A 26,977-nucleotide genomic window follows, 5' to 3' on the forward strand; every position below is an offset into this window, starting at 1 on the left:
TCCCTATCCCCAGTCCCTAATCCCCAGTCCCCAGTCCCTAATCCCTAATCCCCAGTCCCCAGTCCCTAATCCCCTTATTTCACTGGCTCAAAATCATACCCAGTACGAGAGCGAGATCCAGGAACGATTTTTACAAGTTGGACTGGGGCAGTGCGATCGCCTGATGGTAAAAACCGAATTGTACCAGAAGCACCACTGGCTGAAAAGTCAGAGGATAAAAGTGCTTGTTGGACTCCAGACCGTGTAGGATTGCGTTCTAAGGCAGCAATCAGAGCTACTGTAGCATCATAGCTCAGGGCAGTTCGCCAACTCACGTCACCACCCCATAACTGCCGGGATTTCTGGGGAAAATCTGACATTGGATTGCCCTCAATATGCCACGGAACTGCTACTATCATCCCCACAGCTTGCTCTCTGCCAATTTCTAAAGTTTTAACGTTATAAACATTATCTCCTCCCAGAAGCGTTAACTGTTTCTGGTTAACCTGAACCACCTGCAACGCTTTATCTTGAGTGTTAGTGTTGGGAACTAACATCAACACTTCTGCACCTTGTTTAATAGCTCGTTCTACACTTTTAGCTGCACTAAAATCTGCTTGGGATAAGTCAAATTCACTTGATACTTGTCCACCCTCCAGCGAAACAGATGAAACAAATTCAGACTTTAAAGACTGGCTATAGTTACTCTGGGAATTAAAGAAAACCGCTGCATTTTTTTTCTGTAAAGTTTTCACCATGTAATTGGCTAATGTTCTCGCAGCCATAAAATCACTGGGAACTGTCCGAAAAACGTAGCGGCTAAAGTTAGAAATTTTCACAGAAGTACTGGTAGGGGAAATAGCTACCAGTTGTCCGGCATTGTAGACTGTGCCTGCGGCTAAAGTGGTATCGCTGGCGTTGGGGCCGATTACACCAAACACTTGGGGATTGTTAACTAACTTGGAAGCGATTTTTTTAGAGATTTCTAGATTATTATCATCGTTAGCTATCCCTACTTTCAATGGCACATTCTTAATTCCCCCAGAGGTATTAATAGTATTTTGGGCTTGTGCAATGCCACGTAAAATTTCTAGGGAAGTATTCGGATCGGTGCCCATTGGTACTGAGGCAACAATGGTATAGCTTTGAGAAGTGCCAATGCGGGCATTATTCAGATATATCAGTGCCTCTGGATCGTTGGGTCGCAGTTTGAGAAATGCTTGTAAACTAGCGATCGCCTTATCATAACTTTTAGCCGCGATCGCTTGCACTCCCTCTTTTTTTGCCGGAGCAATTTCACCTGGAATTAAAGTTTTTTCGCCAAAACTAATGCGGTCTTCTAATGATACATTGCTCGCTGGTTCGGGCGTTTTTTGACTGAGTGTATTACTAATATTGACCCCATTTCTAGTAAACCACCAGACACCAGCCCCGACTATTCCAAGTGTCAACAACAGAGCCAAGACTAAAACTGCGGTTTCATTCTTTTGTGACATGAATAAAATTTAATAAAATAAAAATGTTTATTATTTAATTGTTTTGAAGAATTCAGGAGTCAGAATTCTGAATTCAGAATAATTATAGAATTAAGCGTACTGTATATATTTTCTTTTTTAATTTTCTTAAAATTAGCAAGTTTAGTATCTAAATCCAGAAATGTTGAATGCTGACTCTTTACTGAATTCTGAATTCTGACTCCTGATTCCTGACTCATGACAATGATTACTTAATTCTGACAAATCCAGACTTTTCAATCAGTTCTTGACCTTCAGGTGTCAGGAGCCAATTTGCATAAGCTTCTCCAGCTTGCTGGTCTGTTTGATTATTCTGTTTAAGGATGACAAATAAATTGCGAGTAATGGCATATTCACCACTACGAAACGCCTGATAATTTAAGTTATTGCGTTTTTTGGGACATTCAGATAAAGGTACAAAAGGTTCTTGATAGGGAGGCACAAATTTATCACTTGTGCGTGCTATTGGTAGGGACTTAATCGTACACTGGGGTACAATTTCTGGGGCAGAACCATAGTAAATTCCACCAGGATTTGTAGCTACTTTTCGTAGCGCTTCAGTGGTCGTACCAATATAAGTAATGTTGGCACCAAAATTCTCTTTATTGAGAACATTTTCCACAAAAAACTCTACTGTACCTCCAGCTTCTTTGCTGCGAGAATAGACTGTAATTGGTAAATTTACCCCGCCTACTTCTTGCCAATTAGTAATTTTACCTGTATAAATACCTTTGATTTGGGCGACAGTTAAACCAGGAATATTCAGATTATGATTAACGGCGATCGCAATCCCATCAATCGCCACCGGAATTTCTTTTAAACTAAATCCTTTTTGTTGAGCTTCTGCGTTTTCTTCAGCTTTGACTGAGCGAGAAGATTGAGAAAAAGCTAGTTGATTAGCTATTAACATTTTAATCCCAGTGCCAGATCCTGGTTTTTCATTAATGGGTTGAATGTAACGTAAACTAAACTGAGGGCACAGGCTTTGCAATTGTGAGTCTACGTCTTTACGGATGGGTGCCCAAGTTGTGCTACCACCATAGTTGAATATACCCTGTGGGAGGTTTGGCAGGTTACATTTGCTGTTAACAGGAATGGGAGAGTTGCTATTGCCATTCACCGACTGGTTAGCCCCAGGAATGGAATCACGCTGATTGCCATTCACTGACTGATTACCAACATTTATTTGTGCCCACCGTTCCATAAGAAACCATAAGCCACCAAAGATTAAGCCGATGGTGATGATAACGGCTAAGAAAAGACTAAGCGTTTCGTTTTTTTGAGACATAGGTAGGTGTTAGCACCAGGAGTTTTTTAAAGTATGAGAGATAGTAATTTATAAATAAGTCGAAATACGGCTGTTAGCGAAATAGCTACTAAACTAGCTGCAACTGCTAAAACAACTACTGATTGAATATCAAGACTTCCTTGTAAAAAGGGTAGAAAAAAAATAATAGCAAAAGTAATTGTCGGAATAATTAATAAATCGAACTTTTCAATCCACCGTCTGGTTTGAGCAAATATGAGTATCCCCAAAATTAGGGATGCAACAGTTAAAGTGATGATTGGTGATTTTACTAGACTGAAGAGGGCGATCGCTATTAATGCACCCTCAAATCCACTGAAAGCTGCTCCACCCAATAATTCCAATGTCGAAAACGTTGGTTTAGTTGCTGAACTACGACGAACAGGAGAACTAGAACTTTGAGATGATTGTGGGGGAAGTGTTACAGAGCGTGAATTAATTTGTGTCGCGGCTAGAGGCGGTGAGTTAAGTGCATCTAGGACTTCTTGGGCTGATTGGAAACGTTGATTTGCAGCAGGTAGAAGCATGTTGTCTAAAATGCTAGCAAGGCGAGGGTTGACATTTACTTCCATTCGCCATTTCCACTGGTTGCTGTAGGCATCAAACAATTGAGTTGCTTCTTTATCCGTCAATAAAGTAATCACTGTTACAGCCAAGGCGTATAAGTCCGTAGATGGAAATACTTGACCTCCAGTCATTTGTTCTGGTGGTGCAAATCCCATAGAATAAATTCCTGTGGAAGAAGCTGCACCTGATGCAACATTTGCTACTTGTTTGACTGCGCCAAAATCTAGAAGAAAGAGTTTCCCATCACGACGACGCATGATGTTAGAAGGTTTGATGTCTCTGTGGATGATGCCTTTTTCATGGACAAACTTGAGTACCTTCAAAATTTCTTGCAACACTTCCAAAACTTGTTGTTCAGAAAATTTTCCCTGTTGAGTTAATTCTTCTTCTAGATTTTGCCCATCAATATATTCTTGTACTAAGTAAAAAAATTGGTCTTGCTGTCCTGATTGCAAGCTATTAACTATCACTGGAAAAAAGGCAAATAAGTCAGGAATTTGCTCGTGTTCGTTGCCTATTTGGGCTAAAACTTCTGCCTCTCTCTCAAACATTATCTGTGCTTGGTGCAATTGAGTCGAGGTTAAATTTCCCGCTGGTTGAAACTGTTTTACTACGCATTGACGCATTCCGGGAATTCGGCGATCGCGTGCCAAAAATGCTGCTCCAAATCCACCTCTTCCTAACAACTTCATGGTTACATATCTACCATCAAGTAACAGTGGCATACCACAACTCGTACAGTACTTTTGCTGCGTTGTCTTCAGGGTTGTAATATCATCTAAATCGGGAAAATAGTTTTGTGGGCGTGGGCAACGTGGGCGAGTACAGTAAACTTCCATTTTCGTGATTAGTCATTAGTCAAAATAATTCGTAATTGATAATTCGTAATTCGTTCAGCTTACACAGAAACTAAATTTCTTTATCAAGAACAGGAAACTTTTTCTTTATGTTAAATCCCTAGCTTGTCTACAGCACTTGGGGTAATAATTACGAATTACGAATTACGAATTATTTGGTCATTTACAAAAAACAAATGACATGGACGCTGGAAGGGCGGCTTTTCGTACTCCTGGGTCGAAGGAAGCTACGCCTTCGCGTAGCGTGTCGCAGACAAGCGTCCTGTACGTAAGGTTAGGACTAATGACCAGATTTTAGTCTTCGCCGGGGGAGGTGGGCGTTGCTATATCCAATGTAGTTAGAACTATGTTTTTTTGTGTCAATGTTAACACATCTTGGTTCCATCCAGGGTTAGCGAACTGGGGCAAAATTTCTTGACTAAAGGCTTCTGCGGCTTTGGATCTATAGCGATTGGGATTAAAAATCAGCCATAGTGTTCGTTTGACGACGACGTTTTCAATGGTGGCACTATGGAGAACGCCCATTTGTAGTTCCTTAGCGATGGCGCTAGTGGAGACAAATGCAGCTCCCAAGCCAGATTGCACAGCATTTTTAATTGCTTCAATGGAATTGAGTTCCATTTCAACTTTAAAACGCCTAGTATCAATTTCACAACGTGCTAAAACTTGGTCAATTACTTTGCGGATTGTCGATTGGGAATCTAAAGCAATGAATTGTAATTTATATAGGTCTTCTCTTTGGATTTTTTCAAGTTTGGCTAAGGGATGAAAGACAGGTAAAATCAGTGCTAGTTCATCTTCAGCGTAAGGAATAACTTCCAAAGATTCTGCTAGTTCACCGGGAATCTCACCACCGATGATGGCAAGATCGACTTGTCCATTAGCGACACTCCAAGCAGTGCGTCGAGTGGAGTGGACGTGCAATTGCACTGCCACATCTGGATATCTTTGGCGGAACATACCGATCATTCTCGGCAAAAGATAAGTGCCGGTGGTTTGAGAAGCACCGACAATTAAAGTACCGCCTTGGAGATTTTGCAAATCCTCAATGGCGCGGCAGGTTTCCTGACACAAACTGAGGATTTTTTCGCCGTAGCTTAAGAGTAGATGCCCAGCTTCGGTTAATTGGGCGCGTCGTCCTCCACGATCGAATAAAGGAACATCGAGCTGCCGTTCGAGATTTTGCACTTGCAAGCTGACGGCAGGTTGGGAGACATAAAGACTATCAGCAGCGCGCTTGAAGCTCCCTTCTACAGCGATCGCTTTGAGGATACGTAACTGATCTAAAGTGAAAGGAAGGTCAGACATAAGGCTCAACCCACAAACTTTGAAAGGAGCGGATGTAAGCAAGAAATCACCTTTGCCAGCAATGGGCTAGGTATGATTTGTTGCATCTTAAACTTTAAGACTTGACTCGAAAAAGACAGTAGCACAACATCTTGACTAAAGTCCCCTTTTGAATACTTTGTGGTATTGGTTGTACTGAATTCAGTTTTCTTTAAATTACTTCACCCGTGTATTATGATGCCGATTTCATGGTTGACACCCAGTCATTTTGTCATACTGGGGTTAGAAATAGTTTTTGCGATCGCTCACAGTGGAGGCGCTGCTTTGCGCCCAAGGGCCGAAAAATACATTGGGCCGAGGCTTTATCGTATTCTTTTTGCATTAGTCAGCCTACCATTGGCTGTAATCTTAATTATTTACTTTTTTGGGCATCGCTATGATGGTTTGCAACTTTGGCAGGTACAGGGAGTGCCGGGAGTGCAAGAAGTTGTTTGGGTACTCTCAGCAATCTCGTTTTTGTTTTTATATCCTGCTACCTTCAATCTACTAGAAATTGCTGCCATTCAAAAGCCTGAAGTTCATCTCTACGAAACAGGAATTATTCGGATTACTCGTCACCCCCAGATGGTAGGACAAATAATTTGGTGTATTGCCCACACTCTCTGGCTGGGTACTACTTTTACCCTTGTGACCTCCATTGGCTTGGTATTACATCACTTGTTTGGAGTCTGGCACGGCGATCGCCGCTTGAGGTTACGCTATGGATCAGCCTTTGAAATCGTCAAAGAGCGGACTTCAATTATTCCCTTCAAAGCAATTATTGACGGACGTCAATCTATCAAATGGCAGGAATTTCTCCGTCCTGCCTATTTAGGAGTTGCAATTTTTGTGGCTTTGCTTTGGTGGTCGCACCCTCTATTGCTGGAAGCAACTGGTACGATAAGATGGGAATTTTAACCGATCCCCATTGTCAGCATAAAATTCAAAGTCGATGAAAATTTCAGCTTATCAATTGCCCCCGAATCAATGTACGATAAATTCAAAGATTTATTCAGTGGGGGTACATTCAGTGAACTTGAAATTTTATATTGCTAGGTGTTGATCAGTTGCCAATCCTGGGGAGTAAATGGCCGATTGAGTCTCAATTCCCAGGCGGCGACGGCAATCAGGAATTTAACCTCCAAAAAAGCCACCATGAAAGTTGTCCTGGCTTTTTGATCCCAGACACTGAAACGCACTAAATTTATGTCTAAATTATTCTGTGTCCTCAAATTTCTGTCCTGAAAGCAGCGATGTCTAGGTTGGGCTTTCCTTCGGAACGCTGCGCGTAGCTTGCTTGTCCGTAAGAGGATGCCAACAGAATTTACTGGCTTACTAATCTTTCACCGAACTACTGCTGGGCAATAAATTCTAGTTACTGAGTCAAATCAATTACACTATTGCTCATTGTTTGGCAAGTAGTCATCAGCCCCCACTTGAGTCCTCAAGAAAAACAAACGATTTCCTTATTCAATCCTCTAACTTTAGTTATGGAGTTCCACTCAGCTACGCCACCTGCTCCATATTTGGAGACGAAATATGGAGCAGGTGGCTCCAGGACTTGATACTCAGCACTAAATAAATTGAGTGCAGATAGATAGCTAGTTTGATATAAAAACCCTATAATCCAAGAGGCGTCATGGTGTTGTCGGTTAGTGAGCGGACATTTACTCAAGAAGTTTTAGAATCTCCAATTCCTGTTTTAGTTAATTTTGAAGCCCCTTGGTGTGGGTTGTGTCGGATTATCCACCCACTTTTGTTGCAATTTCAAGCCCAATGCGGCGAAGAAATTAAATTGGTCGTGGTTAACGCCGATCAAAATTTTAAATTGTCTACTACTTATAAGCTCAAGTCACTGCCCACTCTACTATTGATTGAAAATGGCAGCATTCGGCATCGCTTGGAAGGTTTTCGTGGTAGAGAAGATTTACGCCTAGCTTTAGAAGATATCAAAGTCAGCTACAGCAGTTGCCCTAAAATCTACAAGGGTTCCAAAACGGTTGACTTGGAGTGTCGGTCAGCTTGATGGAAATGGGGAATGGGGCATGGGGCATGGGGCATGGAAGCAGGGGAAGCAGGGGAAGCAGGGGAAGAAGAACTATTGATTATTGACTCATGCCCAATGCCCCATGCCCCATGCCCAATGCCCAATGCCCAATGCCCCATGCCCCATGCCCAATGCCCAATGCCCAAATCTAAAACCATGCTTAACACCCCACCCAATGAGCTTTGGGTGGGTTATTTTATCCTAAAGGGTGTGTGTCACAATTGTTAACAGTTCCGACACGCTAGTCAAGAATTCTAAAATGTAGGCGTCAGTGATGGAAGTAATCTATCAGTATGCCTGGCTGATTCCAGTGTTACCTCTTTTCGGGGCAATGCTGGTCGGTCTAGGGTTAATCTCGTTGAATCAGGTGACAAACAGCCTGCGGCAGTTGAACGCTGTACTAATTATCTCCCTAATGGGAGCAGCTATGGTGCTGTCGTTTGCCTTGTTGTGGAGTCAAGTTCAAGGACATCCGACTTATACCCATACCCTGGAGTGGGCTGCGGCAGGTAATTTTCACCTGAACATGGGCTACACTGTTGACCACCTGACAGCCCTAATGCTGGTGATTGTCACAACAGTAGCCTGCTTGGTCATGGTTTATACCGATGGCTACATGGCTCACGATCCCGGTTACGTGCGGTTTTATGCTTATCTCAGTTTATTTGGCTCTTCAATGTTAGGTTTGGTGCTTAGCCCCAACCTAGTACAGATTTATATATTCTGGGAACTTGTCGGGATGTGTTCCTACTTGCTGGTCGGCTTTTGGTACGATCGCAAGTCAGCAGCAGATGCCGCTCAAAAAGCATTCGTAACCAACCGCGTGGGCGACTTTGGTCTTTTGTTGGGAATTTTAGGGCTGTTCTGGGCAACGGGAAGCTTTGATTTTAACATTATGGGCGATCGCCTCGCCCAACTCGTGGAAACAGGTTCTATCAGCAATTTTCTCGCTGTCCTGTTTGCGATTTTAGTTTTCCTGGGTCCAGTGGCGAAATCGGCCCAATTTCCTCTGCACGTCTGGCTACCAGATGCAATGGAAGGACCCACCCCCATTTCTGCCTTGATTCACGCGGCAACAATGGTGGCAGCAGGTGTTTTCCTGGTAGCCCGGATGTATCCAGTATTTGAACATGTCCCAGCAGCAATGAACGTTATTGCTTTTACTGGGGCATTTACGGCGTTTTTGGGGGCAAGCATTGCCATTACCCAAAACGACATCAAAAAGGGCTTGGCTTATTCCACCATTTCCCAACTCGGTTACATGGTGATGGCAATGGGAATAGGTTCCTACAGTGCTGGACTATTCCACCTGATGACCCATGCCTATTTCAAAGCGATGCTGTTCTTGGGTTCAGGTTCCGTAATTCACGGTATGGAAGGTGTCGTCGGTCACGACCCAGCCTTAGCCCAAGATATGCGGGTGATGGGAGGACTGCGGAAGTATATGCCAGTCACAGCAACTACCTTTTTGATTGGTTGCTTGGCAATTTCTGGTATCCCCCCCTTCGCTGGGTTCTGGTCAAAAGATGAAATTCTGGGGCAAGCTTTTCAAGCTAACCCATTCCTCTGGTTAATTGGCTGGTTAACCGCCGGGATTACTGCTTTCTACATGTTTAGAATGTACTTCATGACATTTGAAGGCAAATTCCGGGGGAATGACGACAAAATCAAGGAAAAACTCAAGAAGGCAGCGACAATCGTCCTGGAATTAGAGTCAGAACAACCAGTGCCGAATTTTGGCCCTGGGGCAATGAAAAAAGGAGAATTGGCGGCAACTGGTGGCCATCATGATTCCCATGACTCCCATGACTCCCACGGACATCACAGCGACTCTCCTCACGAGTCGCCGTGGACAATGACTCTGCCTTTAGCAGTTTTGGCAGTACCTTCGATTTTGATTGGTTTGGTAGGAACTCCCTTTGCCAATTACTTCGAGGAATTTGTCTTTCCACCCACTGAAACCCTCTCGGAAGTTTTAGAAAAAGCTGCCGAGTTCGACCCGACAGAGTTTTATATTATGGCGGGTGCTTCAGTGGCAATTTCCGTGGTTGGCATTACCTTGGCTTTGTTGATGTACTTGCGGGGTAAAATTGACCCGGCTGCGATCGCTGCTAAAATCAAACCACTTTACGAGTTATCGCTCAACAAGTGGTACTTTGATGACATTTACCATCGGGTTTTTGTCTTGGGCTTGCGTCGCGTAGCTAGACAAGTTATGGAAGTTGACTTCCGCGTTGTCGATGGTGCCGTTAACCTCACGGGCTTTTTCACCCTCGTCAGCGGCGAAGGTCTGAAATATCTAGAAAACGGTCGCGCTCAATTTTATGCCTTGATTGTCTTTGGGGCGGTTTTGGGCTTAGTGATTGTCTTTGGTGTTACCTGATTTTAATAGGGGTGGACAAATGTCCGCCCCTACATTATTTCTTGAATACAAAGTTTTTCTGATGTCTGTTAGTTGAATAATCGGTTGTCGCTGCAATTCGCTGCAACACATTGTTAGAAATTGTCCGACACATCATTATTTATGAGTCTTTCATACTCGGTAAGTAAGAAAGAAATGTAAGAACGAATAAGATTACAGAATAAGCGACCTTCAGAAAGCGTCATTGGTTTGCCCTCTTTTAGATCAAGTCCATGCCGACCACCACCACCAGTTGGTGACGAATGATAACCATGTAGACTTTCTAAACATTTCAATATATAGTTGATTGCTGTCCCTTCATTTGCATTGCGTAGTTCCTTCACAATCACGTTAAAGTATGTCCCTTTTATAGTTCCAGATGGTAATTGCTCACCTCTAAAAGCAGTTGTAATTGATTCGAGAATCCAAAGTACTTCAATAACTGCTTCTCTAGGTCGATTTTCATTCAATAGTTGCTCAGAGCGATTTAGAGATTCCCTAATAAGTTGTTTTACAGGCTCAGTAAAGGTTGCTGGTGGTTCGGCCACAGAGATAGCTTCTTCACCTTCGCATAGCTTAACAAGTTTTGGTGGATCGATTTTATAAGCAATCTTGTGTTCAAGACAAATATCGTTGATACGTTCAATGTCAGGGATTGCATATTTATCCCGAAGATTCTCACACGAGTCGTAGAATGCCTCCAGAAACAGGGATGGGTTTTTAGCCGCGTCTTCCAAATATGACCGTAAATCTGTGCTTGCCCAACTCTCTGAAGTACTCCAGACACTCGTAGAGCCTACTGCATGTGCAAAACACTCTTTAAAATACTCTAGTAACTCCCAGCGATTTCCCTTAGCTACTATTATACCAATAAGTTTCTCAAATTCATCAATCGCTGCATTAGGAATAACTGACTCTGGGGAAGAGTCAAAGCGCCATGAATCAGGAAATTGAAGTGGCATTTAAATGTTACATATTACACAACACTACTTGTATAACTTATTAGAGGCTCATATTCCAAATCTTCCAGGTACTCTTGGAGTAGAAGTAAGACATATTCAGGTGAGACAACCTGATAAATCAGTCGATATCCACCGCTTTTGCCCGTCGGGATATCACTGTTTTTTGCCCGAACTTTAAAAACGGTCAAGTCTATCCCAGAGATTTGATCGCCGATAAAATTTCCAGCCAGTCGCCACCTGAAGGTGATAAGGGAACTCTTTGCTCACAAGAAAGTTGGTTTAAAGAATTTAATCGTCAGTTAAGATCGATAAGGTAATCTAACGAGCGAGGATCTAAGCATCAGTAGGTTAAATTTACCTAGTTCAGAAAAAGGCAGCGAATAGGCGAATGGTAAAGAAGAAATACATTTACTGGCAAGATGATGATATGTGGTTAGGTTATCTCGAAGAATATCCTGATTATTGGACTCAGGGTGAAACTGAAGAGGAGCTAAGAGAAAATCTACTCGATATTTACAGTGAATTAACAAGTGGAACTATCCAAAATTTTCGCAGAGTTGCAGAACTTGAAGTCTCATGAAACGAAGAGACTTAATCAGTAAGCTTGAAGAAATGGGTTGTATTTTCGTTCGTCATGGTGGCAAACATGATTGGTATCAGAATCCAATAACAAAAATTTCTCAAGCCGTTCCCAGACATAGAGAAATCAAGGAGCAACTTGCCAAACATATTATTAAAATGCTTAGCGATGAAGCAGGCTAACACGGCGTTAGAGCCGATCGCCGAAAGGCAGTCGGCAAGAGACGGAAGTTATCTGCGGCTGCTCAATTTTGCCGTTAGACCCGATCTCGGTGGTTAATTAATTAGGGACTTACAAAAAATAAAATATACAGAATTTATGGAACTCATCAGCTGTTGCTAAAGTTCCACGGGGACGAGTACATCTGTTGTTTGTCCATCTGCGTTTGTAAGATAACGAATCTGATTTTCAATTTGTGCCATTATCATAGGGTTGTTTCTCCTCTCATGCTTTTTTGCACCAAATCGCTTTTTTGGACAACCAGCAAACAGCATGATGTACTTTTAGCGATCGCCTGGGTTGGGCTACGCTGTCCCGTCGCTAAAATTCTAGTTTAGCGGCTTTGTTGAGGGTCAATTCTTGACTTGACTGGGGGTATCCTAACCCACATTCCGCACTCCCAAGTGTCAAAATAGACTCCCAAGAGAAAAAATCGGGGATTGCTAATTTAATTAAATCAACCTAACGAGGAAGAGCAAATCCCCAAAAAGCTGTTAGTTAATAACTAGTGACTTTTTGCCAAACATGATTTTGATAGCAGACAAATTGCGATGAATACAGCTACTTTCCCCTGGCTGACGACGATTATTCTGTTTCCGATAGCGGCGTCACTACTGATTCCCATCATCCCAGATAAAGACGGCAAGACAGTGCGCTGGTACTCCCTGATTGTGGGGCTGATAGATTTCGCACTGATTGTTTACGCTTTTTATACTGGGTACGATTTTTCCAATCCAGATTTGCAGTTGGTGGAGAGTTACCCCTGGGTACCGCAACTCGATTTGAATTGGTCGGTAGGGGCAGATGGCTTGTCCATGCCTCTGATTATTTTGACTGGATTCATTACCACGCTGGCGATTTTAGCGGCTTGGCCTGTAACCTTCAAGCCCAAGCTATTTTACTTCTTGATTCTGGCGATGTATGGCGGTCAGATTGCCGTGTTCGCCGTCCAGGATATGCTGCTATTTTTCCTGGTGTGGGAACTGGAACTGGTGCCGATATACTTTCTGCTGTCGATTTGGGGAGGCAAAAGGCGACAATACGCAGCGACTAAATTTATTTTATACACCGCCGGCGGTTCGCTGTTTATTTTGCTGTCTGCCCTGACAATGGGATTTTACGGCGATACGGTGACGTTCGACATGCGATCGCTCGCCCTCAAAGATTTCGCCCTGAATTTCCAACTTGTACTTTATGCTGGCTTCCTGATTGCCTACGCCGTCAAGTTGCCGATTATTCCCTTGCACACCTGGCTACCTGATGCCCACGGTGAAGCTACAGCACCTGTGCATATGTTATTGGCAGGTATTCTCCTGAAAATGGGCGGTTACGCTCTGATTCGGATGAATGCCCAAATGTTGCCTGATGCCCACGCTTATTTTGCCCCTGTGTTGATAGTTTTGGGGGTAGTTAACATCATCTACGCCGCGCTGACATCCTTTGCCCAGCGCAACCTGAAGCGAAAAATTGCCTACTCCTCAATTTCTCACATGGGCTTTGTCACCATTGGAATTGCTTCCTTTACCGATTTGGGATTAAGTGGAGCAGTTTTGCAAATGGTTTCTCACGGGTTAATTGGGGCGAGTTTGTTCTTTCTCGTAGGTGCAACTTATGACCGGACACACACCTTGATGTTGGATGAAATGGGTGGTGTCGGTAAGAGAATGCAGAAAATTTTCGCCATGTTCACCGCCTGTTCAATGGCATCTTTAGCGTTGCCAGGAATGAGCGGTTTCGTAGCAGAATTAATGGTATTTGTTGGTTTTGCTACTAGCGATGCTTACAGCTCTACCTTTAAAGTTATCGTAGTCTTCTTGATGGCAGTTGGGGTGATTTTAACTCCGATTTATCTGCTGTCAATGTTGCGAGAAATTTTCTACGGCCAAGAGAACGAAGAATTAGTTTCTCACCAAGCTTTGATAGATGCTGAACCCCGTGAAGTATTTATTATTGCCTGTTTGTTAGTACCAATTATTGGTATTGGTTTCTATCCGAAATTGCTCACTCAAATGTACGACGCCACAACTGTACAATTGACAGCAAGATTGCGTAATTCGGTACCGACATTAGCACAACAAAAACCAGAACTACCAAAGGTTTCTTTGAGTGCGCCGGAAATTGCTAATTAGGTGGCGATCGCTAGTTTAGTTTAAATTCAAATTACTTTGAGGGCGGGTTTTCTACCTGCCCTTTTTATTGCTCTCTGATTGGGTCAAGTAAAAAAACTCATGGAATTGGTGAACTGCTATAAGTGAGTAGATATATTTTTTCCAATTCCCATGAAAATAAATTTTAAGCTGATTGATTTGTTTGCAACCAGTTAAGTAAATCTTCCATAGCAGTAAAATCTAACAAAGCTTCACCAAGAGTTTCTAATTGATTTAAAGACAGAGATTTGATGCGCTCTTGCAATTCTGGTGATAATTCTCCCACTCGTCTTTGTAGTAACCTTAAAATAAGCTCTTGTCTACCTTCTTGTCTACCTTCTTGTTTTCCGCGCTCGTAGCCGATGCGCTCACCTGTAGTTATATATCTCATAGTGCGCTCCTGCTCAAATTGCTTAAACTCTTGCCAAAACTGATTTTCCAATGCCTTTGGTAATATCATAACCCAATCGATAAATCGATACAGATTACGAATATCCTGCTCTTCTAAGCCCAAATCATATAGTCTGCGAATTAATCTAAATTTCCATATTTTGCGTTGTTTAGGTGATGAGCGTGTCTGCTGCGTTTTCAAATGCGCCATAACGACAGTTGCAAATGGATTATCGCTATTTTCTAACTCGTGAAAACGATTTTCGTAATCCAAAAGTTTAATACTGCTAAATTCAAACATTAAGCGAGTATTGGGATAATTGTAACTGTAATCGCTTGGTCGCCATTCGCGGTTTGAATCGCAGAGAATTGCAAGGCTAATTGCTGGTCGATCAAAGCGGTCAAATATGCGAAAGTTGTAGGTAAACATCCGCTTGGGAAAATTATCTTCTTTTTGTGCCTGAATTTCTACATGGATTAATAACCAAAGTTCTTCCCCTTGAATTTGCCAAACTTTGACCAATTGATCGGCATATCGCTTCCCCTGTTCAGCTTCACGAGCTATTTGTTGAAATTCTTTATCGAGAAATTCATAGGGACGTTCCCAATCAATTAATGCAGAAGTTTCGGGAAAAAAGAAATGCATTGCTTGGGGGAAATAAGCTTCTATAATTTCTTTCCAAGGACTATCAAAATCAGCGCGATCGTTAATATTGCTCATTAATTGATTGCAGATGATAATTTTAATTTTTAGTGATTTAGGACTGCTATATTTGTAACATTTGCAGTAACTAATTCCCAGTTTTGCTTAATTGGAATCTCAACCCAAAATTCTGCGCCCTGTCCGGGTTCTGAAACACACCAAATAGCTCCATTGTGCTTTTCTGTGATAATCTGAGCGCTAATTGCTAATCCTAATCCTGTACCTTTACCTGCGGGTTTTGTGGTAAAGAAAGGGTCAAATAATCGTTGTTTAATTGCTGGTACTATTCCAGAACCATTATCTGCAATCTGTATAGTTATACGATCCAAGTTACGTAAATTAGTACGAATTATAATTTGGCTAGGCTTGGCTTTTATGTCCTCATAAGTTCGTTGACTGTTATAACTATCTAGGGCGTCAATGGCATTACTAATCAGATTCATAAACACTTGATTGAGTTGTCCGGCATAGCACTCTACTAAAGGAATATCGCCATATTCCTTGATGATTTCAATGCCAGAATTTCCAGAGGTTTGTTTGAGGCGATTTTGTAAAATTAGTAGTGTACTATCAATGCCTTCATGAATGTTGACAGGCTTCATTTCGGCTTCGTCAAGTCGAGAAAAATTCCGCAAAGATAGAACTATTTCACGAATGCGATTAGCTCCTATTTTCATAGAAGCTAACATTTTAGGTAAATCCTCAATTATAAAATCAAGCTCGATCGCTTCTATATGAGCTTGCACTTCATTTGTGCAATGAGCATTAGACTTTTGATAGAGTTTTACTAGTTCTAGTAAGCCCAGTGTATATTCATTTACATAAGTCAGGTTGCCGTAGATAAAGTTAACTGGGTTATTAATTTCATGAGCTACCCCAGCGACTAATTGACCTAAACTCGACATTTTTTCAGTCTGAATCAGTTGGGCTTGGGTTTGTTTGAGATTGTGTAAAGCTTGGTTGAGTTGTTCTGCTTGGGTAGTGGCGGCAGCAGTGGCAGCACGGCTTTGATTATACAATTGTGCCTGGTCAATGGCGATCGCTAACTGGTCAGCCACGCCTCGAATCAATTCCACCTCATCATCACTCCAGGAACGCAGCCCTCTACTATGTTCGCAGACAATCACACCCAAGCAGCCAGACTGGCTGTAAACTGATACTGCCAATAGAGATTTCAAGCCCAAACTCATTAGTAAATCCCGATTTTTGCCATCAAGCCCGGAATCTGTGGCAATGTCATCTAAGCGCAGCAAATTCCCCCCAATAACAGCCTGACTCAGCATCTCCATAGGAGAATCGCCCAAGGGTTCTGGCAAATCGGGAGCGCAGGCTTCCTGACTCAGTTCAAATTTTGTAGATTCATTTTCTGTGTGACACCAAAGAAACTGGCATCTGTCAATCTGGAGCAGTTCCCGAACTTCACCCACTACTGTACTTAAAATCGTATTTAAATCCAGCGAGTTACGAATTTGACTAGATAAACGAGTTTTCAGGATTTTTTCTCGCTCAACTAGCTCTCGCAGCTGAGTTTCAGACTGCCTTAACTCTATCTGGGACATCTGACGATTGACGCTAGCTTTTGCCAGTAGCCAAGAACCAATGCCAATTAGTCCTACTAAGCCGACATATAACAGTAGTAATTGATTCAAAAATTGTTTTGATTTGGTCGTCAACGTTTGTGGCGACACCCACGAGACAATCTTCCAGTAATAGGATTTAGTGTCAATTTGATTCTTACTTGCTGCAAAAGCCTGTCCGGCTCCTGTACTGGATTTTTGCCCTTCCGCCAGGGGGTAGATTGTTGTAAAGGTGAACATTCCTTCAGCAGTTTGGAATTGTCCCGATTCTGTTTGAGAAATCTGCTGCCATGCCAGGGGAAAAGCCTTGCCAAAAGTCCGGTTTTGGCGTTCGGGAAACATAAATCCCCATTCATCCTCAGACTTTGCCCCTTTTAACCAGTAGCCGTCAGCATTCAGCAGCATTCCCTGGCTGGAGGTGTTAGCGGGGGCTTGATTAAAGTTATCCAGCAGTTTGGCACCGAAATAATTTAACACTATGATGCCTCGCTTGTTTCCACGGCGATCGAAAACGGGAGTACCAAAGCGGATCATTGGCTTGAGGGGTTGTTCAACTTGGCCTCGTTCAATGTTGAGATCGAGGGGAGAGACAAATATTTGTCCTTGGTTTAGCCGCAAAGTGTCATTAAACCAGTAGCGCTTGGCTTGAATTTGCAGTTTTTCTTCGGGGACAATTCGTGGTTCTCCCTGGTTGAAGTTGACTCTAACAACTTCCTTTCCTAATTCATCCAAAAAGCGAATTTGGTCGTAAAGTTTTTTATATCGAGAAATTAATAAAAATTCTTGGGCGAGTTTTTGTTGTTCTCCATCCGCTTTTTCTAAGATTCCCTCTAGCTCGTTTTGGCTAGAGATTACCATCAAATCTGAGACAACCGAGCGAAAGTCTGTGCTGATGAGTTTTTTTTGTAAATCTATTTTGCGGAATTCATTCGTTTTTAGTACAACTTTCTCGGTTTGTATGTGTTGGTAATAGATAGTCCCTAAAACACCTCCAACTAACGCTGATAACGGCAAAAAAACCGTTAGGAAGCGTTTAATTAAAACTCGTGAAGGAATTTGTAATGACATATCTAATACTTCGGTACGAATTAAGAATAGGGCATTCCAACTGCACAAGATTTTTTGAATCATTGAAAAATCTTCTGCCCTTTCTTGCTATTGTCAGTTAGACACTCTACTAGTCAGTACCGAAAATTTACGTATTTAAAATATTTTACACTTAAAATTATGTTTAAATACTGAGAAAAAACACAAAGCGATGTCTCCGACGGGCTACGCCTAACCTCAAAATAGTTTTTGATTGTTACTATGCGATCGCACATCAATAGATTTTCTACAATTTATTTAGAATCAGATGTAGCAAAACCCGTAATGTTAAACTACAATCCGCTGCACTGTTTGCCTTCTTCGGAAGAACTACCAGACTCAGATGATACTCCTGTGGATAATGAACTACAAAATTCGATTCCTGGCTTACTGAAAACCATACTGGCTTTAGCTTGGTGCGATCGCTGGGATTGGTTTTTTGGCGTCAATATGGGTATTTATTATCACCCAGACAAACCAGCGATCGTCCCTGATGGGTTTCTCAGCTTAGGAGTCCAACGTTTCATTGATGTAGGCAAAGCCTTCTCCCAAGGATTAGACTTACGCCTGAGTTATGTATTGTGGGAAGAAAAAAAGCTGCCAATTTTAGCACTAGAAGTTGTTTCCCAAATCCATCGAGGAGAATACACTACCAAGAAAGAATTCTATGCCAAAGAATTAGGAATTTTATACTACGTTGTGTACAATCCCCTGCGGCGCAAAAAGTCGCCCTTGGAAGTATATCGCTTAGTTGATGGGGAATATAGTTTAATGTCAGGAAGCCCTGTTTGGCTACCAGAAATTGGTTTAGGAATTGGGCGAGAACGAGGAATTTATCAAGGTATAGTGCGGGAGTGGTTGTATTGGTATGACGAGGAAGGACAGAGATTGTTGACACCAGAAGAACGCATCCGAGAACTGGAAGAACGTGCAGCTTTTGAAGAACAGCAGCGCATGGAATCAGAACAACGGGTAAAAATCTTGGCGCAAAGTTTAAAAGCCTTTGGTGTCGATCCAGAAACTTTAGCGTGAAATTGACAGCAGAAGTCAGAAGTCAGAATTCAGAATTCAGAAGTCAGACAGGCTTTATCCCTGGCTACCAGACTTAATTTGTGTACTTCACTTTCCTGGAAATCTGGTGTGCGATCGCTTAAACTCCAGCATTAATGTCAAATTAAAACATCAGTCGAAATGTCAAGTAACCTAAAGGCATATATTACTTGAGATTTATTTCAGTTTATCTGTTTCAAGCAATCAAGACACATCATCTTCTAGTTCTTCAATTTCCTGTAATGTTTGCCAGCCAGCTTGCCACTGGGAGTTATCCTGTAATAATTTGGCATTTATCCAAAAACGAACTTTGGGATCGCACGCAGCCACCATTTCAGCGTATACCCACTTACTCTGATTTTTACGGTTGACGACTTGGAAGTGTCTCCATCCGTCAACTTTTTGCTGTGCTGTCCACTTAGAACCGAGTAAGTAAGGAAATTTTTGTTTTTTTGTCATTAGTCATTAGTCATTAGTCATTTGTTATTGGTCATTCCCCGCGTCTCCCTCATCTCCCTCATCTCCCTCATCTCCCCACTCCCCACTCCCCACTCCCCACTCCCACAACTAACGTGTCACCAAATCACCGTTGCGGGTAAACTTTTGACAATTCAACTCACTATCTTGCTGGACACATAGGGAAAACCATCTGATATGGTTCCAACAGGTGTTGATGTTGTTAGTAATTTTGCGCTTTTTCTTGGAAAGGCGTTGCCTTACAACTTCATTAGGGCAAAGAATCTCCAAAGTACCGAAACCATCTTCCTGATTTACGATCCGAAATAGGCAGTCTTGCAACATAGCACGACTGCTGCTGTCGAAGAAACGCTTAAATCGCACTAACTTTTCCCCTTCAGTCATTTTGCTGATGGGTTTTATTTCAAATAAATCCTCATCCTCTAAGTCAAAGTCATCATCCTCAAAGTCGTAGGGGTCAATCATTTTTAGCATCCACTAGGCGACCTGGAATTATGGTAACTCTGTCTGGGGACAGGGAAGGAAGATGGGGAGTGGGGAGATAAGGGGATAAGGGGACAAGGCGACTTGAGTCAGAACTTGCAACAACTCTTTCCCCTTGTCCCTGTTCATAAGGCAAAAGGGCATCTAATCCCAGAAGCTGAACTTCGTTACTAGACTGATTCATTTATGAAGTTTTGGCTGTTAAGAGTACTAGGTAAATGTATCCCCAGAAATAATATGATAGTTGCCATATAAGATATGAGAGACATCCATAAGAGTTGGTTATTGTGAAAGTACCAAGCTGTAATCGCAAAGGGAACAAAACCGAATCCAAAAGCAAATAAAACCGCGTTACGTAGAATTACACCCTCTTTTAGTCCGATGAAATAACCTTCCAGCATAAAGGCAATAGCAGTAAATCCTAAAAGAGGTAGTAACCAGATACTATAGCTAGCAATATGTTTGTTCACCTCTGTGTGATTGGTTAACAGTCCAAATACTGCATCTGGAAACAGAATAGAGACTGCGGCAAAAGCTAGTGCAATGAATAAACTGGTTAATATGGAAACAGTTAGCAGTAAACTCATCTGTTGTTTAGCCCCTTGCGCGTAAAAGTTTCCAGTCAATGTTTCCGTTGTCATTCCTACACCTTGAACTGTGAATTGGCTCAAAAGAGCAATCTGTAAAAGTAAACCGTTTTCTGCTAGAGTTGCCGTTCCTATGGCCGCACTGATGTTAGTAAAGATAGCGTAAGTAGAACTTAAAACTAAGAACCGGATGAAAATATTACTTTTGAGTACGACAATCTCTTTAAGGGCAATCCAATCAAAAACTTCTTTCAAAATGGCTGGTAAACTTTTCCAAGAAATACTGAAGCCAACACAAATTAAACCAGTTATTAGCGCTAGATATTGACTGATAGCTGTTGCCAATCCGACGCCCATACTGTCCCAACGTAATATCGAGACTACTACATAATCCAGCACTATATTAGAACCATTACCGATGAGAGATATTAGTAGTACGATATTATTCATCTCTTGTCCCATAAACCAACCAATCAAAACAATGTTGAGCAAGACAGCAGGCGCTCCCCAAATCCTGGCGTAGAAATAATCAATTCCAGAGCTTTCAATTTCTGAAGAGCCACTGAGAATAGTAAATCCAAATTTTTGTAATGGGTATTGTAGTAACAAAATTAGTAACCCAATTCCCAAGGCAATTAAAGCACTTCTGATTCCTACTAAAAGTACTGTTTTTGGGTCATCAAATCCAACCGCTTGTGCAGTCAGGGCATTGACACTGGCGCGTAAAAATTTTAATACACGGTAAAGATAGTCAAAGAGGATAGTTGCCAAGATAACTCCCGCCAGGTGACGAATGTCTGCCAAATGCCCTAGAAATGCAATATCAACTATACCTGCTAAAGGGATCATCATGTTGGCAAGTACACTTGTGCTTGCCAGTTTATAAAAACGCGGCAATAGGTTGTACTCAGTTGGAATCGTAAACGTCATAAATTGCCTCGTTTCATATCATATGTAAGGATTTCAGTGGCCAAAATCGGATAATCAATTGTGATGGAAAAATAAATATTTATCATTTTTTTGACAAATTTAAAAAATGATAAATATTTATTCTTATATAGAAAGTACTCTATAGCACTTAAATCTACATATCTATTGGCGATGCCTGCGGTATACGTGGCGTCACTTTTGAAGACAAAGTTTCATTATTTGAAAACCTGAAAATTTCTGATGCTGTTGGTCAATTTACGAAGGGTTTTACCCCTTATCCTTAGAGGATGTTTTAAAAGTGGTCGGCTGTAATTTTAGGCACTTCTAGATCTCCCCTAACCCCCCTGCACACTAAGCAACAGAAGGCAAAAACCACCAAGGGCGGTAATACTACTACTTTACAAAGACGTGAAGACCGATCCAGCTAAGGGCTTACCTGTTTTTACAATATCTTTATCAGAGAAGATTGTTCTGTGTGCCTTGTCCCCCTAAAGTGGTTTATCGAATAGCTTATGCAACCTACTAATCCAAACCAATTTACGGAAAAAGCCTGGGAAGCGATCGCCCACACGCCGGATATTGTCAAGCAATATCAACAACAGCAGATTGAAAGCGAACATTTGATGAAAGCACTGCTAGAACAAGATGGACTAACCAGCAGTGTTTTGACGAAAGCCAGTGTTAACTTGCAAAAACTGCGCGATCGCACCGATAATTTTATCCAACGTCAGCCGAAAGTCTCTGGTAACAGTACTTCCGTATACTTGGGACGCAGTTTGGATACACTTCTAGATCGCGCTGACGGATATCGCAAGGAATTTCAAGACGAATATATTTCAATTGAACATTTATTGCTGGCTTATGCTAAAGACGACCGCTTTGGCAAAGGTTTATTTCAAGAATTCGCTTTAGACGAAAAGAAACTAAAAAATATTATTAAACAAATTCGTGGGAGCCAAAAAGTGACCGACCAAAATCCAGAAGGCAAATATGACGCACTGGAAAAATATGGGCGTGACCTCACGGAAGCAGCCCGTAAAGGTCAACTTGATCCAGTGATTGGGCGGGATGATGAAATTCGTCGGACTGTGCAAATTCTCTCTCGTCGTACTAAGAATAACCCGGTATTAATTGGTGAACCGGGTGTTGGCAAAACTGCGATCGCTGAAGGATTAGCACAGCGCATTGTCGCTGGTGATGTTCCCCAGTCCCTCAAAGACCGCAAGTTAATTGCTTTAGATATGGGGGCTTTAATTGCGGGGGCAAAATTCCGGGGTGAATTTGAAGAACGTCTAAAAGCAGTATTAAAAGAAGTTACCGAATCGGGCGGCAATATTGTCTTATTTATTGATGAAATTCACACCGTCGTCGGTGCTGGTGCTACCCAAGGTGCAATGGATGCTGGTAACTTGTTAAAACCAATGTTGGCGCGGGGTGAATTGCGCTGTATTGGGGCGACAACTTTGGATGAATATCGCAAATACATCGAAAAAGATGCGGCACTGGAAAGACGTTTCCAGCAAGTTTATGTGGATCAGCCCAGTGTCGAAGATGCAATTTCGATTTTGCGCGGCTTGAGAGAACGTTATGAAAACCACCACGGGGTGAAGATTTCTGATAGTGCTTTAGTTGCGGCGGCAATATTATCGAGTCGTTATATTAGCGATCGCTTTTTACCAGATAAAGCCATTGACTTAGTAGATGAAGCCGCTGCTAGATTAAAAATGGAGATTACCTCCAAACCAGAAGAACTCGACGAAATTGACCGCAAGATTCTGCAATTGGAAATGGAGAAGTTATCACTTCAAAAAGAAAGTGATGCCGCTTCCCGTGAACGTCTGGAAAGACTAGAAAAAGAAATTGCTGACCTCAAAGAAGAACAAAGTACTCTCAACGCCCAATGGCAATCTGAAAAAGATATCATTGACAAAATTCAGTCCGTTAAAAAAGAAATTGAACGGGTGAATTTAGAAATTCAGCAAGCAGAACGCGACTACGATCTCAATCGGGCTGCTGAATTAAAATATGGGAAATTAACTGATTTACATCGCCAATTAGAAGCAGTAGAAAGCGAATTAGCAAACGCCCAAAGAAGCGGCAAATCTCTGTTGCGCGAGGAAGTAACCGAAGCTGATATTGCTGAAATTATTTCTAAATGGACAGGAATTCCCATTAGCAAGTTGGTGGAATCAGAGAAAGAAAAACTGTTGCATTTAGAAGATGAATTACACCATCGCGTGGTTGGACAAGAAGAAGCAGTCACAGCCGTAGCCGATGCAATTCAGCGATCGCGTGCTGGATTAGCCGATCCCAATCGCCCCATCGCTAGCTTTATTTTCCTGGGGCCCACGGGTGTAGGTAAAACCGAATTAGCAAAAGCTTTGGCGGCCTATATGTTCGACACTGAAGAAGCACTGGTGCGAATCGATATGTCGGAATATATGGAGAAACACGCCGTCTCAAGGCTTATCGGTGCGCCTCCAGGATATGTAGGTTATGAAGAAGGGGGACAACTAACCGAAGCGATTCGTCGTCGTCCTTATGCGGTGATTCTCTTTGATGAAATCGAGAAAGCACACCCCGATGTATTTAATATCTTCCTGCAAATTCTTGATGATGGTCGTGTCACTGATGCCCAAGGTCATAAAGTGGACTTTAAGAACGCTATTATCATCATGACCAGCAACATCGGTTCTCAGTACATTCTCGATATTGCTGGCGATAACGCACACTATGATGAAATGCGCCGTCGGGTGATGGAGGCCATGCGAAATAGCTTCCGTCCAGAATTCCTCAATCGGATTGACGAAATCATCATATTCCACGGTTTGAATAAGAAAGAATTACGGCAAATTGTGCAATTGCAAGTGGAAAGACTACGGAAAAGACTTGGCGATCGCAAGATTTCTCTCAAACTCTCCGATGTTGCTCTTGACTTTTTGGCAGAAGTAGGATATGACCCGGTATATGGGGCGCGTCCACTGAAACGGGCGATTCAGCGGGAGTTAGAAACCCAAATTGCCAAAGCCATATTGCGCGGGGAATTCAACGACGGTGACACCATCTTTGTCGATGTACAGAATGAACGTCTTTCCTTTAGTCGTTTACCAGTTGAGGTGTTTAGCGGCTGATAGGATTTCAATACTCTTGGGTTAAGGGAAGAGACGCGATAAATCGTCGTCTCTACAATAATGAATCCTTTGTAGAGACGGCGATTTATCGCGTCTTTGTGATCTAGGGCGTGTCATCAAAAAACCTTAACCGAACATTATTGGATAGGATTTTGGATTGTCTAAAAGTGTCCAACACAAAAACGCAAAGTTAAGCTAGAGCTTCTTTGCGTTTTTTCGTGAAATATTTTTTACAAAAGACAAAAGACTAATGACTAATGACTAATGACACTCTCAAGTAAAAAATGTGCAATTTGGCTGTATATTTGCTTATTGGTCTTTACAAAGCACTTGTCGCATTTTACGCATATTCGCTGGCAATTCAAAGTTCATTGCTTGTTGAATGAAAATTGATGGAATTGGGATATTAGGCGTAGCTTGCACCGTATAAGCAAGTAAAGTGCCATTACCGCAATCTTTGAGTTCTAAACGAGCGTTAAAGTCCTCAAAAGTCCCTTTTTCCATGCGAAATTGGATTTGTTGCCCCAGCACTTCTACAACATTCAGGTAAATTTCCACTTGAGCCGTGAAAAACAAGAAAGCTTTTTGTGCAGCTTGATACAGACGCTTGACTTCACCTCGATGTGTTACTTCGCTTTTGGTGATATCGGGAAAATATTGCACCCAGCGGGGGTAATCGGTTAATTGCTGCCAGACTTGCGATCGCACCATCGGCAAATACATCCAAGCTGTGACAGCCCCACCACACGCTTTGTGCGATCGCGTTTCTACTAAAATTTCACCCTCTACCAGCAACTTTTGCTTGTCTTGACTCCAAGCCATATTTGAACCTGCAATAATTGAGTTTAATATATCAGACGCAGACATAATGATTTCAGTGACTCCTCAACTCATCCACCTAAAAATTTTGAAACTACAAGCTATCAAAAATTAATTTAGCTCCAACCCACTAAATTTTAGTTCCAGTTTAGTACTTGTTTTTTCCGGAAACACTACTTTTTATGATAATTATTTCAGTCACTTTACAGTCAAAACTGTATTTCCGATCACAATTAACACAATCAACACTTAAGTAAAAATTTATCAAAGCAATACTCGTAAATAGAAAATAAAGTTTTTAACAGCTAAAATAGCACAAACACCACCCAACATTAAGCACCAGGACTAATTCTAGAAGTTTCCCCAGTAGTAACTTTCGTCCACCTTTACCGACTTTTGCTAGTTAGCGTCTGCTAATTTTTGCGTGTTATTTCTGATGAAACTACACCTTCATCGTATCTTCATACTTGAATGTCAATACTAAGTGTAATGTCTGTTGAGTCGAGAGGAAAATTAAGTGAGTCAATCTTCTTTAAATCGTAGATTAATCCAGATTTTCGGTATCCTTCTAGGTATGAGCCTAGCCGTCTGGATACTCAGAGGCTTTGGTATTCTCACTTTTATTCCGGGTGGAATTATTTGGCTATTGTTACTGGGGGCGATCGCCATCGGGATTATTAGTTATGCTCAAAGAACTTGGTGGCGTTTTTAATCATTGGGGACTGGGGATTGGGGACTGGGGACTGGGGATTGGTTATTAATTCTTATCCCTCACTCCCTCATCCCCCTCATCCCCCTCATCTCCCCACTCCCCACTCCCCACTCCCTCTGTTATCTTTAGATTTTTCGACTCTGATTAATTAACTTAGTAGCTGCTGATGGAAGCTTCCGAGCTGTTAGAAACAATTACACTGCTGATTCATCAAGCCGAGCAGGGGGAAATTGATCCTTGGGATGTCCAAGTAATTGAGGTGATTGACCGTTACTTAGAACTAATGGCACCACAAACAATAGGAAAAGGCTATGAAACAGATTTGTCTCAATCTGGACAAGCCTTTTTATCAGCATCAATGCTGGTGTTATTCAAGGCAAATACTTTAATGCAATTGTCAATAGTAGAAGATGCACATGATGGTGTAGTAGATGATGCTCTATTGCTAGATGAAGACGGTGCATCACATCACGGTCATCGCCTACCATTAGAACGGCAATTGCGTCGTCGTCCAGCGGCAATGCCACCGCCAAAACGTCGGGTAACTCTGCAAGAGTTAATCGAGCAATTACAAATTATGGCGAACCAGCTCAAATTTGTAGAGAAAACCAGCAAACCTATCCGTCCCAGGCGTCAGCCTAGCATCCAAAGTATGCGGCAGGCTCTGGAGTTAGCTCACCAGGAAAATCTGACAGAAGTAGCAAAAGAACTAGAGCAGGTGTTGAAATTATCGGCAAAAGAGCTATGTTTACAACAAAATTGGTTGAATTTGGAAGAACTTGTGCAGTTGTGGACTCAGACCAGGCAATCATCTCAAAATGGGTCTGGACACGAGTCTGAACACAGTCATCTAGTTAGCGTTTTCTGGGCTCTATTACTACTCTCAGCCCAATCGAAAGTAGAGCTATTTCAAGAGGAATTTTACGATGAAATTAAAGTTCGCTTACTCACAGATTCACCTAATAATTCCCAACTTTGTGAGCATCCAATCAACTCAAGAAGCCAAAACTAGCTCTACAGATAATTGACAGATTTTTGCTTGCGCCTCAAAATCCGAGTAAATTGAAAAGATAAGCGATCGCTTGTCATCTAAGTGTACCTATGGTTGCAATAACCACTAAATTACT

General features: G+C 42.0%; 25 protein-coding genes. 12 read left to right on the top strand and 13 right to left on the bottom strand.

Annotation, left to right across the window (positions count from 1 at the left end; translation table 11 throughout):
- Positions 1-74: 74 nt before the first annotated feature.
- The 4 genes from IQ276_RS16075 to IQ276_RS16090 all read right to left on the bottom strand — a co-directional run bounded on the left by IQ276_RS16075 (position 75) and on the right by IQ276_RS16090 (position 5,531).
- A complete protein-coding gene (locus IQ276_RS16075; RefSeq protein WP_193919113.1) occupies positions 75-1,475 on the bottom strand; it encodes an ABC transporter substrate-binding protein in 1,401 nt (466 codons plus the stop codon).
- A gap of 226 nt (positions 1,476-1,701) precedes the next feature.
- Positions 1,702-2,781: a PstS family phosphate ABC transporter substrate-binding protein gene (locus IQ276_RS16080; RefSeq protein WP_193919111.1), complete on the bottom strand. Its 1,080-nt coding sequence runs from the start codon at positions 2,779-2,781 to the stop codon at positions 1,702-1,704.
- 26 nt (positions 2,782-2,807) lie between these two features.
- Positions 2,808-4,205: a serine/threonine-protein kinase gene (locus IQ276_RS16085; protein ID WP_193919109.1), complete on the bottom strand. Its 1,398-nt coding sequence runs from the start codon at positions 4,203-4,205 to the stop codon at positions 2,808-2,810.
- Between the two features lie 312 nt (positions 4,206-4,517).
- On the bottom strand, positions 4,518-5,531 hold the full coding sequence (locus IQ276_RS16090) for a LysR family transcriptional regulator (RefSeq protein ID WP_190875636.1): 1,014 nt from the start codon (positions 5,529-5,531) through the stop codon (positions 4,518-4,520).
- Between the two features lie 213 nt (positions 5,532-5,744).
- Between IQ276_RS16090 and IQ276_RS16095 the strand changes: the two genes are divergently transcribed.
- Entirely contained in the window at positions 5,745-6,467 is a 723-nt protein-coding gene (locus IQ276_RS16095; RefSeq protein WP_193919107.1) for an NnrU family protein, read from the top strand.
- A gap of 134 nt (positions 6,468-6,601) precedes the next feature.
- Here the strand turns inward: IQ276_RS16095 and IQ276_RS16100 are convergent, their stop codons facing one another.
- Positions 6,602-6,781, bottom strand: coding sequence for a hypothetical protein (locus tag IQ276_RS16100; RefSeq protein WP_193919105.1), 180 nt, complete (start codon positions 6,779-6,781; stop codon positions 6,602-6,604).
- A 407-nt stretch (positions 6,782-7,188) separates the two neighbouring features.
- Between IQ276_RS16100 and IQ276_RS16105 the strand changes: the two genes are divergently transcribed.
- From IQ276_RS16105 to IQ276_RS16115, 3 genes are read left to right on the top strand one after another with little or no spacing between them, the layout of a single operon-like run.
- On the top strand, positions 7,189-7,575 hold the full coding sequence (locus IQ276_RS16105) for a thioredoxin family protein (protein WP_190875634.1): 387 nt from the start codon (positions 7,189-7,191) through the stop codon (positions 7,573-7,575).
- 12 nt (positions 7,576-7,587) lie between these two features.
- A complete protein-coding gene (locus IQ276_RS16110) occupies positions 7,588-7,824 on the top strand; it encodes a hypothetical protein (RefSeq protein ID WP_235115708.1) in 237 nt (78 codons plus the stop codon).
- 46 nt (positions 7,825-7,870) lie between these two features.
- Positions 7,871-9,979, top strand: a complete 2,109-nt coding sequence (locus tag IQ276_RS16115; RefSeq protein ID WP_235115709.1) for an NAD(P)H-quinone oxidoreductase subunit 5 — start codon at positions 7,871-7,873, stop codon at positions 9,977-9,979.
- A 113-nt stretch (positions 9,980-10,092) separates the two neighbouring features.
- On the opposite strand, the gene IQ276_RS16120 is transcribed toward IQ276_RS16115, so the two are convergent.
- A complete protein-coding gene (locus tag IQ276_RS16120; RefSeq protein ID WP_193918423.1) occupies positions 10,093-10,959 on the bottom strand; it encodes a hypothetical protein in 867 nt (288 codons plus the stop codon).
- A 388-nt stretch (positions 10,960-11,347) separates the two neighbouring features.
- On the opposite strand from IQ276_RS16120, the gene IQ276_RS16125 reads away from it, so the two are divergent.
- From IQ276_RS16125 to IQ276_RS16140, 4 genes are all read left to right on the top strand, one after another.
- A complete protein-coding gene (locus IQ276_RS16125) occupies positions 11,348-11,539 on the top strand; it encodes a type II toxin-antitoxin system HicB family antitoxin (RefSeq protein ID WP_193918420.1) in 192 nt (63 codons plus the stop codon).
- Between the two features lie 32 nt (positions 11,540-11,571).
- Positions 11,572-11,721, top strand: a complete 150-nt coding sequence (locus IQ276_RS16130; protein ID WP_235116324.1) for a type II toxin-antitoxin system HicA family toxin — start codon at positions 11,572-11,574, stop codon at positions 11,719-11,721.
- Positions 11,678-11,818: a hypothetical protein gene (locus IQ276_RS16135; protein ID WP_235116367.1), complete on the top strand. Its 141-nt coding sequence runs from the start codon at positions 11,678-11,680 to the stop codon at positions 11,816-11,818. The genes IQ276_RS16130 and IQ276_RS16135 overlap by 44 nt, the downstream gene beginning before the upstream one ends.
- Before the next feature lie 491 nt (positions 11,819-12,309).
- Complete coding sequence (locus tag IQ276_RS16140; protein ID WP_193918415.1) at positions 12,310-13,887, top strand: NAD(P)H-quinone oxidoreductase subunit 4; 1,578 nt, start codon at positions 12,310-12,312, stop codon at positions 13,885-13,887.
- Positions 13,888-14,050: 163 nt separating this feature from the next.
- On the opposite strand, the gene IQ276_RS16145 is transcribed toward IQ276_RS16140, so the two are convergent.
- Both IQ276_RS16145 and IQ276_RS16150 read right to left on the bottom strand, forming a co-directional pair.
- Positions 14,051-15,016 carry a DUF4351 domain-containing protein gene (locus IQ276_RS16145; RefSeq protein WP_193918413.1) on the bottom strand — a complete coding sequence of 322 codons (966 nt, stop codon included), beginning with the start codon at positions 15,014-15,016 and terminating at the stop codon, positions 14,051-14,053.
- A gap of 29 nt (positions 15,017-15,045) precedes the next feature.
- Positions 15,046-17,706: an ATP-binding protein gene (locus IQ276_RS16150; protein ID WP_193918410.1), complete on the bottom strand. Its 2,661-nt coding sequence runs from the start codon at positions 17,704-17,706 to the stop codon at positions 15,046-15,048.
- A gap of 240 nt (positions 17,707-17,946) precedes the next feature.
- Here IQ276_RS16150 and IQ276_RS16155 point away from each other — a divergent pair, with 240 nt between their 5' ends.
- Positions 17,947-18,693 carry a Uma2 family endonuclease gene (locus tag IQ276_RS16155; protein WP_193918430.1) on the top strand — a complete coding sequence of 249 codons (747 nt, stop codon included), beginning with the start codon at positions 17,947-17,949 and terminating at the stop codon, positions 18,691-18,693.
- 222 nt (positions 18,694-18,915) lie between these two features.
- Here IQ276_RS16155 and IQ276_RS16160 read toward each other — a convergent pair whose 3' ends face one another.
- From IQ276_RS16160 to gntT, 4 genes are all read right to left on the bottom strand, one after another.
- Positions 18,916-19,170: a TIGR02450 family Trp-rich protein gene (locus IQ276_RS16160; RefSeq protein WP_190875621.1), complete on the bottom strand. Its 255-nt coding sequence runs from the start codon at positions 19,168-19,170 to the stop codon at positions 18,916-18,918.
- Positions 19,171-19,278: 108 nt separating this feature from the next.
- Positions 19,279-19,653: a hypothetical protein gene (locus IQ276_RS16165; RefSeq protein WP_235115710.1), complete on the bottom strand. Its 375-nt coding sequence runs from the start codon at positions 19,651-19,653 to the stop codon at positions 19,279-19,281.
- Complete coding sequence (locus IQ276_RS16170) at positions 19,646-19,855, bottom strand: hypothetical protein (protein WP_235115711.1); 210 nt, start codon at positions 19,853-19,855, stop codon at positions 19,646-19,648. The genes IQ276_RS16165 and IQ276_RS16170 overlap by 8 nt, the downstream gene beginning before the upstream one ends.
- A complete protein-coding gene (gene gntT, locus IQ276_RS16175) occupies positions 19,842-21,188 on the bottom strand; it encodes a guanitoxin biosynthesis MATE family efflux transporter GntT (RefSeq protein WP_193924639.1) in 1,347 nt (448 codons plus the stop codon). Before gntT ends, IQ276_RS16170 begins: the two co-directional genes overlap by 14 nt.
- Positions 21,189-21,700: 512 nt before the next feature.
- On the opposite strand from gntT, the gene clpB reads away from it, so the two are divergent.
- Positions 21,701-24,319: an ATP-dependent chaperone ClpB gene (gene clpB / locus IQ276_RS16180; protein WP_235115712.1), complete on the top strand. Its 2,619-nt coding sequence runs from the start codon at positions 21,701-21,703 to the stop codon at positions 24,317-24,319.
- Positions 24,320-24,628: 309 nt separating this feature from the next.
- Here clpB and IQ276_RS16185 read toward each other — a convergent pair whose 3' ends face one another.
- On the bottom strand, positions 24,629-25,186 hold the full coding sequence (locus IQ276_RS16185) for an SRPBCC family protein (RefSeq protein ID WP_193924577.1): 558 nt from the start codon (positions 25,184-25,186) through the stop codon (positions 24,629-24,631).
- Between the two features lie 469 nt (positions 25,187-25,655).
- On the opposite strand from IQ276_RS16185, the gene IQ276_RS16190 reads away from it, so the two are divergent.
- Positions 25,656-25,850 carry a hypothetical protein gene (locus tag IQ276_RS16190; protein ID WP_190875614.1) on the top strand — a complete coding sequence of 65 codons (195 nt, stop codon included), beginning with the start codon at positions 25,656-25,658 and terminating at the stop codon, positions 25,848-25,850.
- Between the two features lie 166 nt (positions 25,851-26,016).
- Positions 26,017-26,862, top strand: a complete 846-nt coding sequence (locus IQ276_RS16195) for a segregation/condensation protein A (protein ID WP_235115713.1) — start codon at positions 26,017-26,019, stop codon at positions 26,860-26,862.
- Positions 26,863-26,977: the final 115 nt, after the last annotated feature.

It is taken from the genome of Desmonostoc muscorum LEGE 12446, from assembly GCF_015207005.2.
Lineage (GTDB): Bacteria > Cyanobacteriota > Cyanobacteriia > Cyanobacteriales > Nostocaceae > Nostoc > Nostoc muscorum.

Excerpts from the sequence above, each read along its gene's own strand:
- IQ276_RS16165 (WP_235115710.1), bottom strand. The coding sequence starts at position 19,653 with ATGATTGACCCCTACGACTTTGAGGATGATGACTTTGACTTAGAGGAT.
- IQ276_RS16095 (WP_193919107.1), top strand. The coding sequence starts at position 5,745 with ATGATGCCGATTTCATGGTTGACACCCAGTCATTTTGTCATACTGGGG.
- IQ276_RS16105 (WP_190875634.1), top strand. The coding sequence starts at position 7,189 with ATGGTGTTGTCGGTTAGTGAGCGGACATTTACTCAAGAAGTTTTAGAA.
- IQ276_RS16120 (WP_193918423.1), bottom strand. The coding sequence starts at position 10,959 with ATGCCACTTCAATTTCCTGATTCATGGCGCTTTGACTCTTCCCCAGAG.
- IQ276_RS16170 (WP_235115711.1), bottom strand. The coding sequence starts at position 19,855 with ATGAATCAGTCTAGTAACGAAGTTCAGCTTCTGGGATTAGATGCCCTT.
- gntT (WP_193924639.1), bottom strand. The coding sequence starts at position 21,188 with ATGACGTTTACGATTCCAACTGAGTACAACCTATTGCCGCGTTTTTAT.
- IQ276_RS16110 (WP_235115708.1), top strand. The coding sequence starts at position 7,588 with ATGGGGCATGGGGCATGGGGCATGGAAGCAGGGGAAGCAGGGGAAGCA.
- IQ276_RS16145 (WP_193918413.1), bottom strand. The coding sequence starts at position 15,016 with ATGAGCAATATTAACGATCGCGCTGATTTTGATAGTCCTTGGAAAGAA.
- IQ276_RS16085 (WP_193919109.1), bottom strand. The coding sequence starts at position 4,205 with ATGGAAGTTTACTGTACTCGCCCACGTTGCCCACGCCCACAAAACTAT.
- IQ276_RS16130 (WP_235116324.1), top strand. The coding sequence starts at position 11,572 with ATGGGTTGTATTTTCGTTCGTCATGGTGGCAAACATGATTGGTATCAG.
- IQ276_RS16195 (WP_235115713.1), top strand. The coding sequence starts at position 26,017 with ATGGAAGCTTCCGAGCTGTTAGAAACAATTACACTGCTGATTCATCAA.
- IQ276_RS16115 (WP_235115709.1), top strand. The coding sequence starts at position 7,871 with ATGGAAGTAATCTATCAGTATGCCTGGCTGATTCCAGTGTTACCTCTT.
- IQ276_RS16185 (WP_193924577.1), bottom strand. The coding sequence starts at position 25,186 with ATGTCTGCGTCTGATATATTAAACTCAATTATTGCAGGTTCAAATATG.
- IQ276_RS16155 (WP_193918430.1), top strand. The coding sequence starts at position 17,947 with ATGTTAAACTACAATCCGCTGCACTGTTTGCCTTCTTCGGAAGAACTA.
- clpB (WP_235115712.1), top strand. The coding sequence starts at position 21,701 with ATGCAACCTACTAATCCAAACCAATTTACGGAAAAAGCCTGGGAAGCG.
- IQ276_RS16125 (WP_193918420.1), top strand. The coding sequence starts at position 11,348 with ATGGTAAAGAAGAAATACATTTACTGGCAAGATGATGATATGTGGTTA.
- IQ276_RS16080 (WP_193919111.1), bottom strand. The coding sequence starts at position 2,781 with ATGTCTCAAAAAAACGAAACGCTTAGTCTTTTCTTAGCCGTTATCATC.
- IQ276_RS16140 (WP_193918415.1), top strand. The coding sequence starts at position 12,310 with ATGAATACAGCTACTTTCCCCTGGCTGACGACGATTATTCTGTTTCCG.
- IQ276_RS16160 (WP_190875621.1), bottom strand. The coding sequence starts at position 19,170 with ATGACAAAAAAACAAAAATTTCCTTACTTACTCGGTTCTAAGTGGACA.
- IQ276_RS16090 (WP_190875636.1), bottom strand. The coding sequence starts at position 5,531 with ATGTCTGACCTTCCTTTCACTTTAGATCAGTTACGTATCCTCAAAGCG.
- IQ276_RS16150 (WP_193918410.1), bottom strand. The coding sequence starts at position 17,706 with ATGATTCAAAAAATCTTGTGCAGTTGGAATGCCCTATTCTTAATTCGT.
- IQ276_RS16075 (WP_193919113.1), bottom strand. The coding sequence starts at position 1,475 with ATGTCACAAAAGAATGAAACCGCAGTTTTAGTCTTGGCTCTGTTGTTG.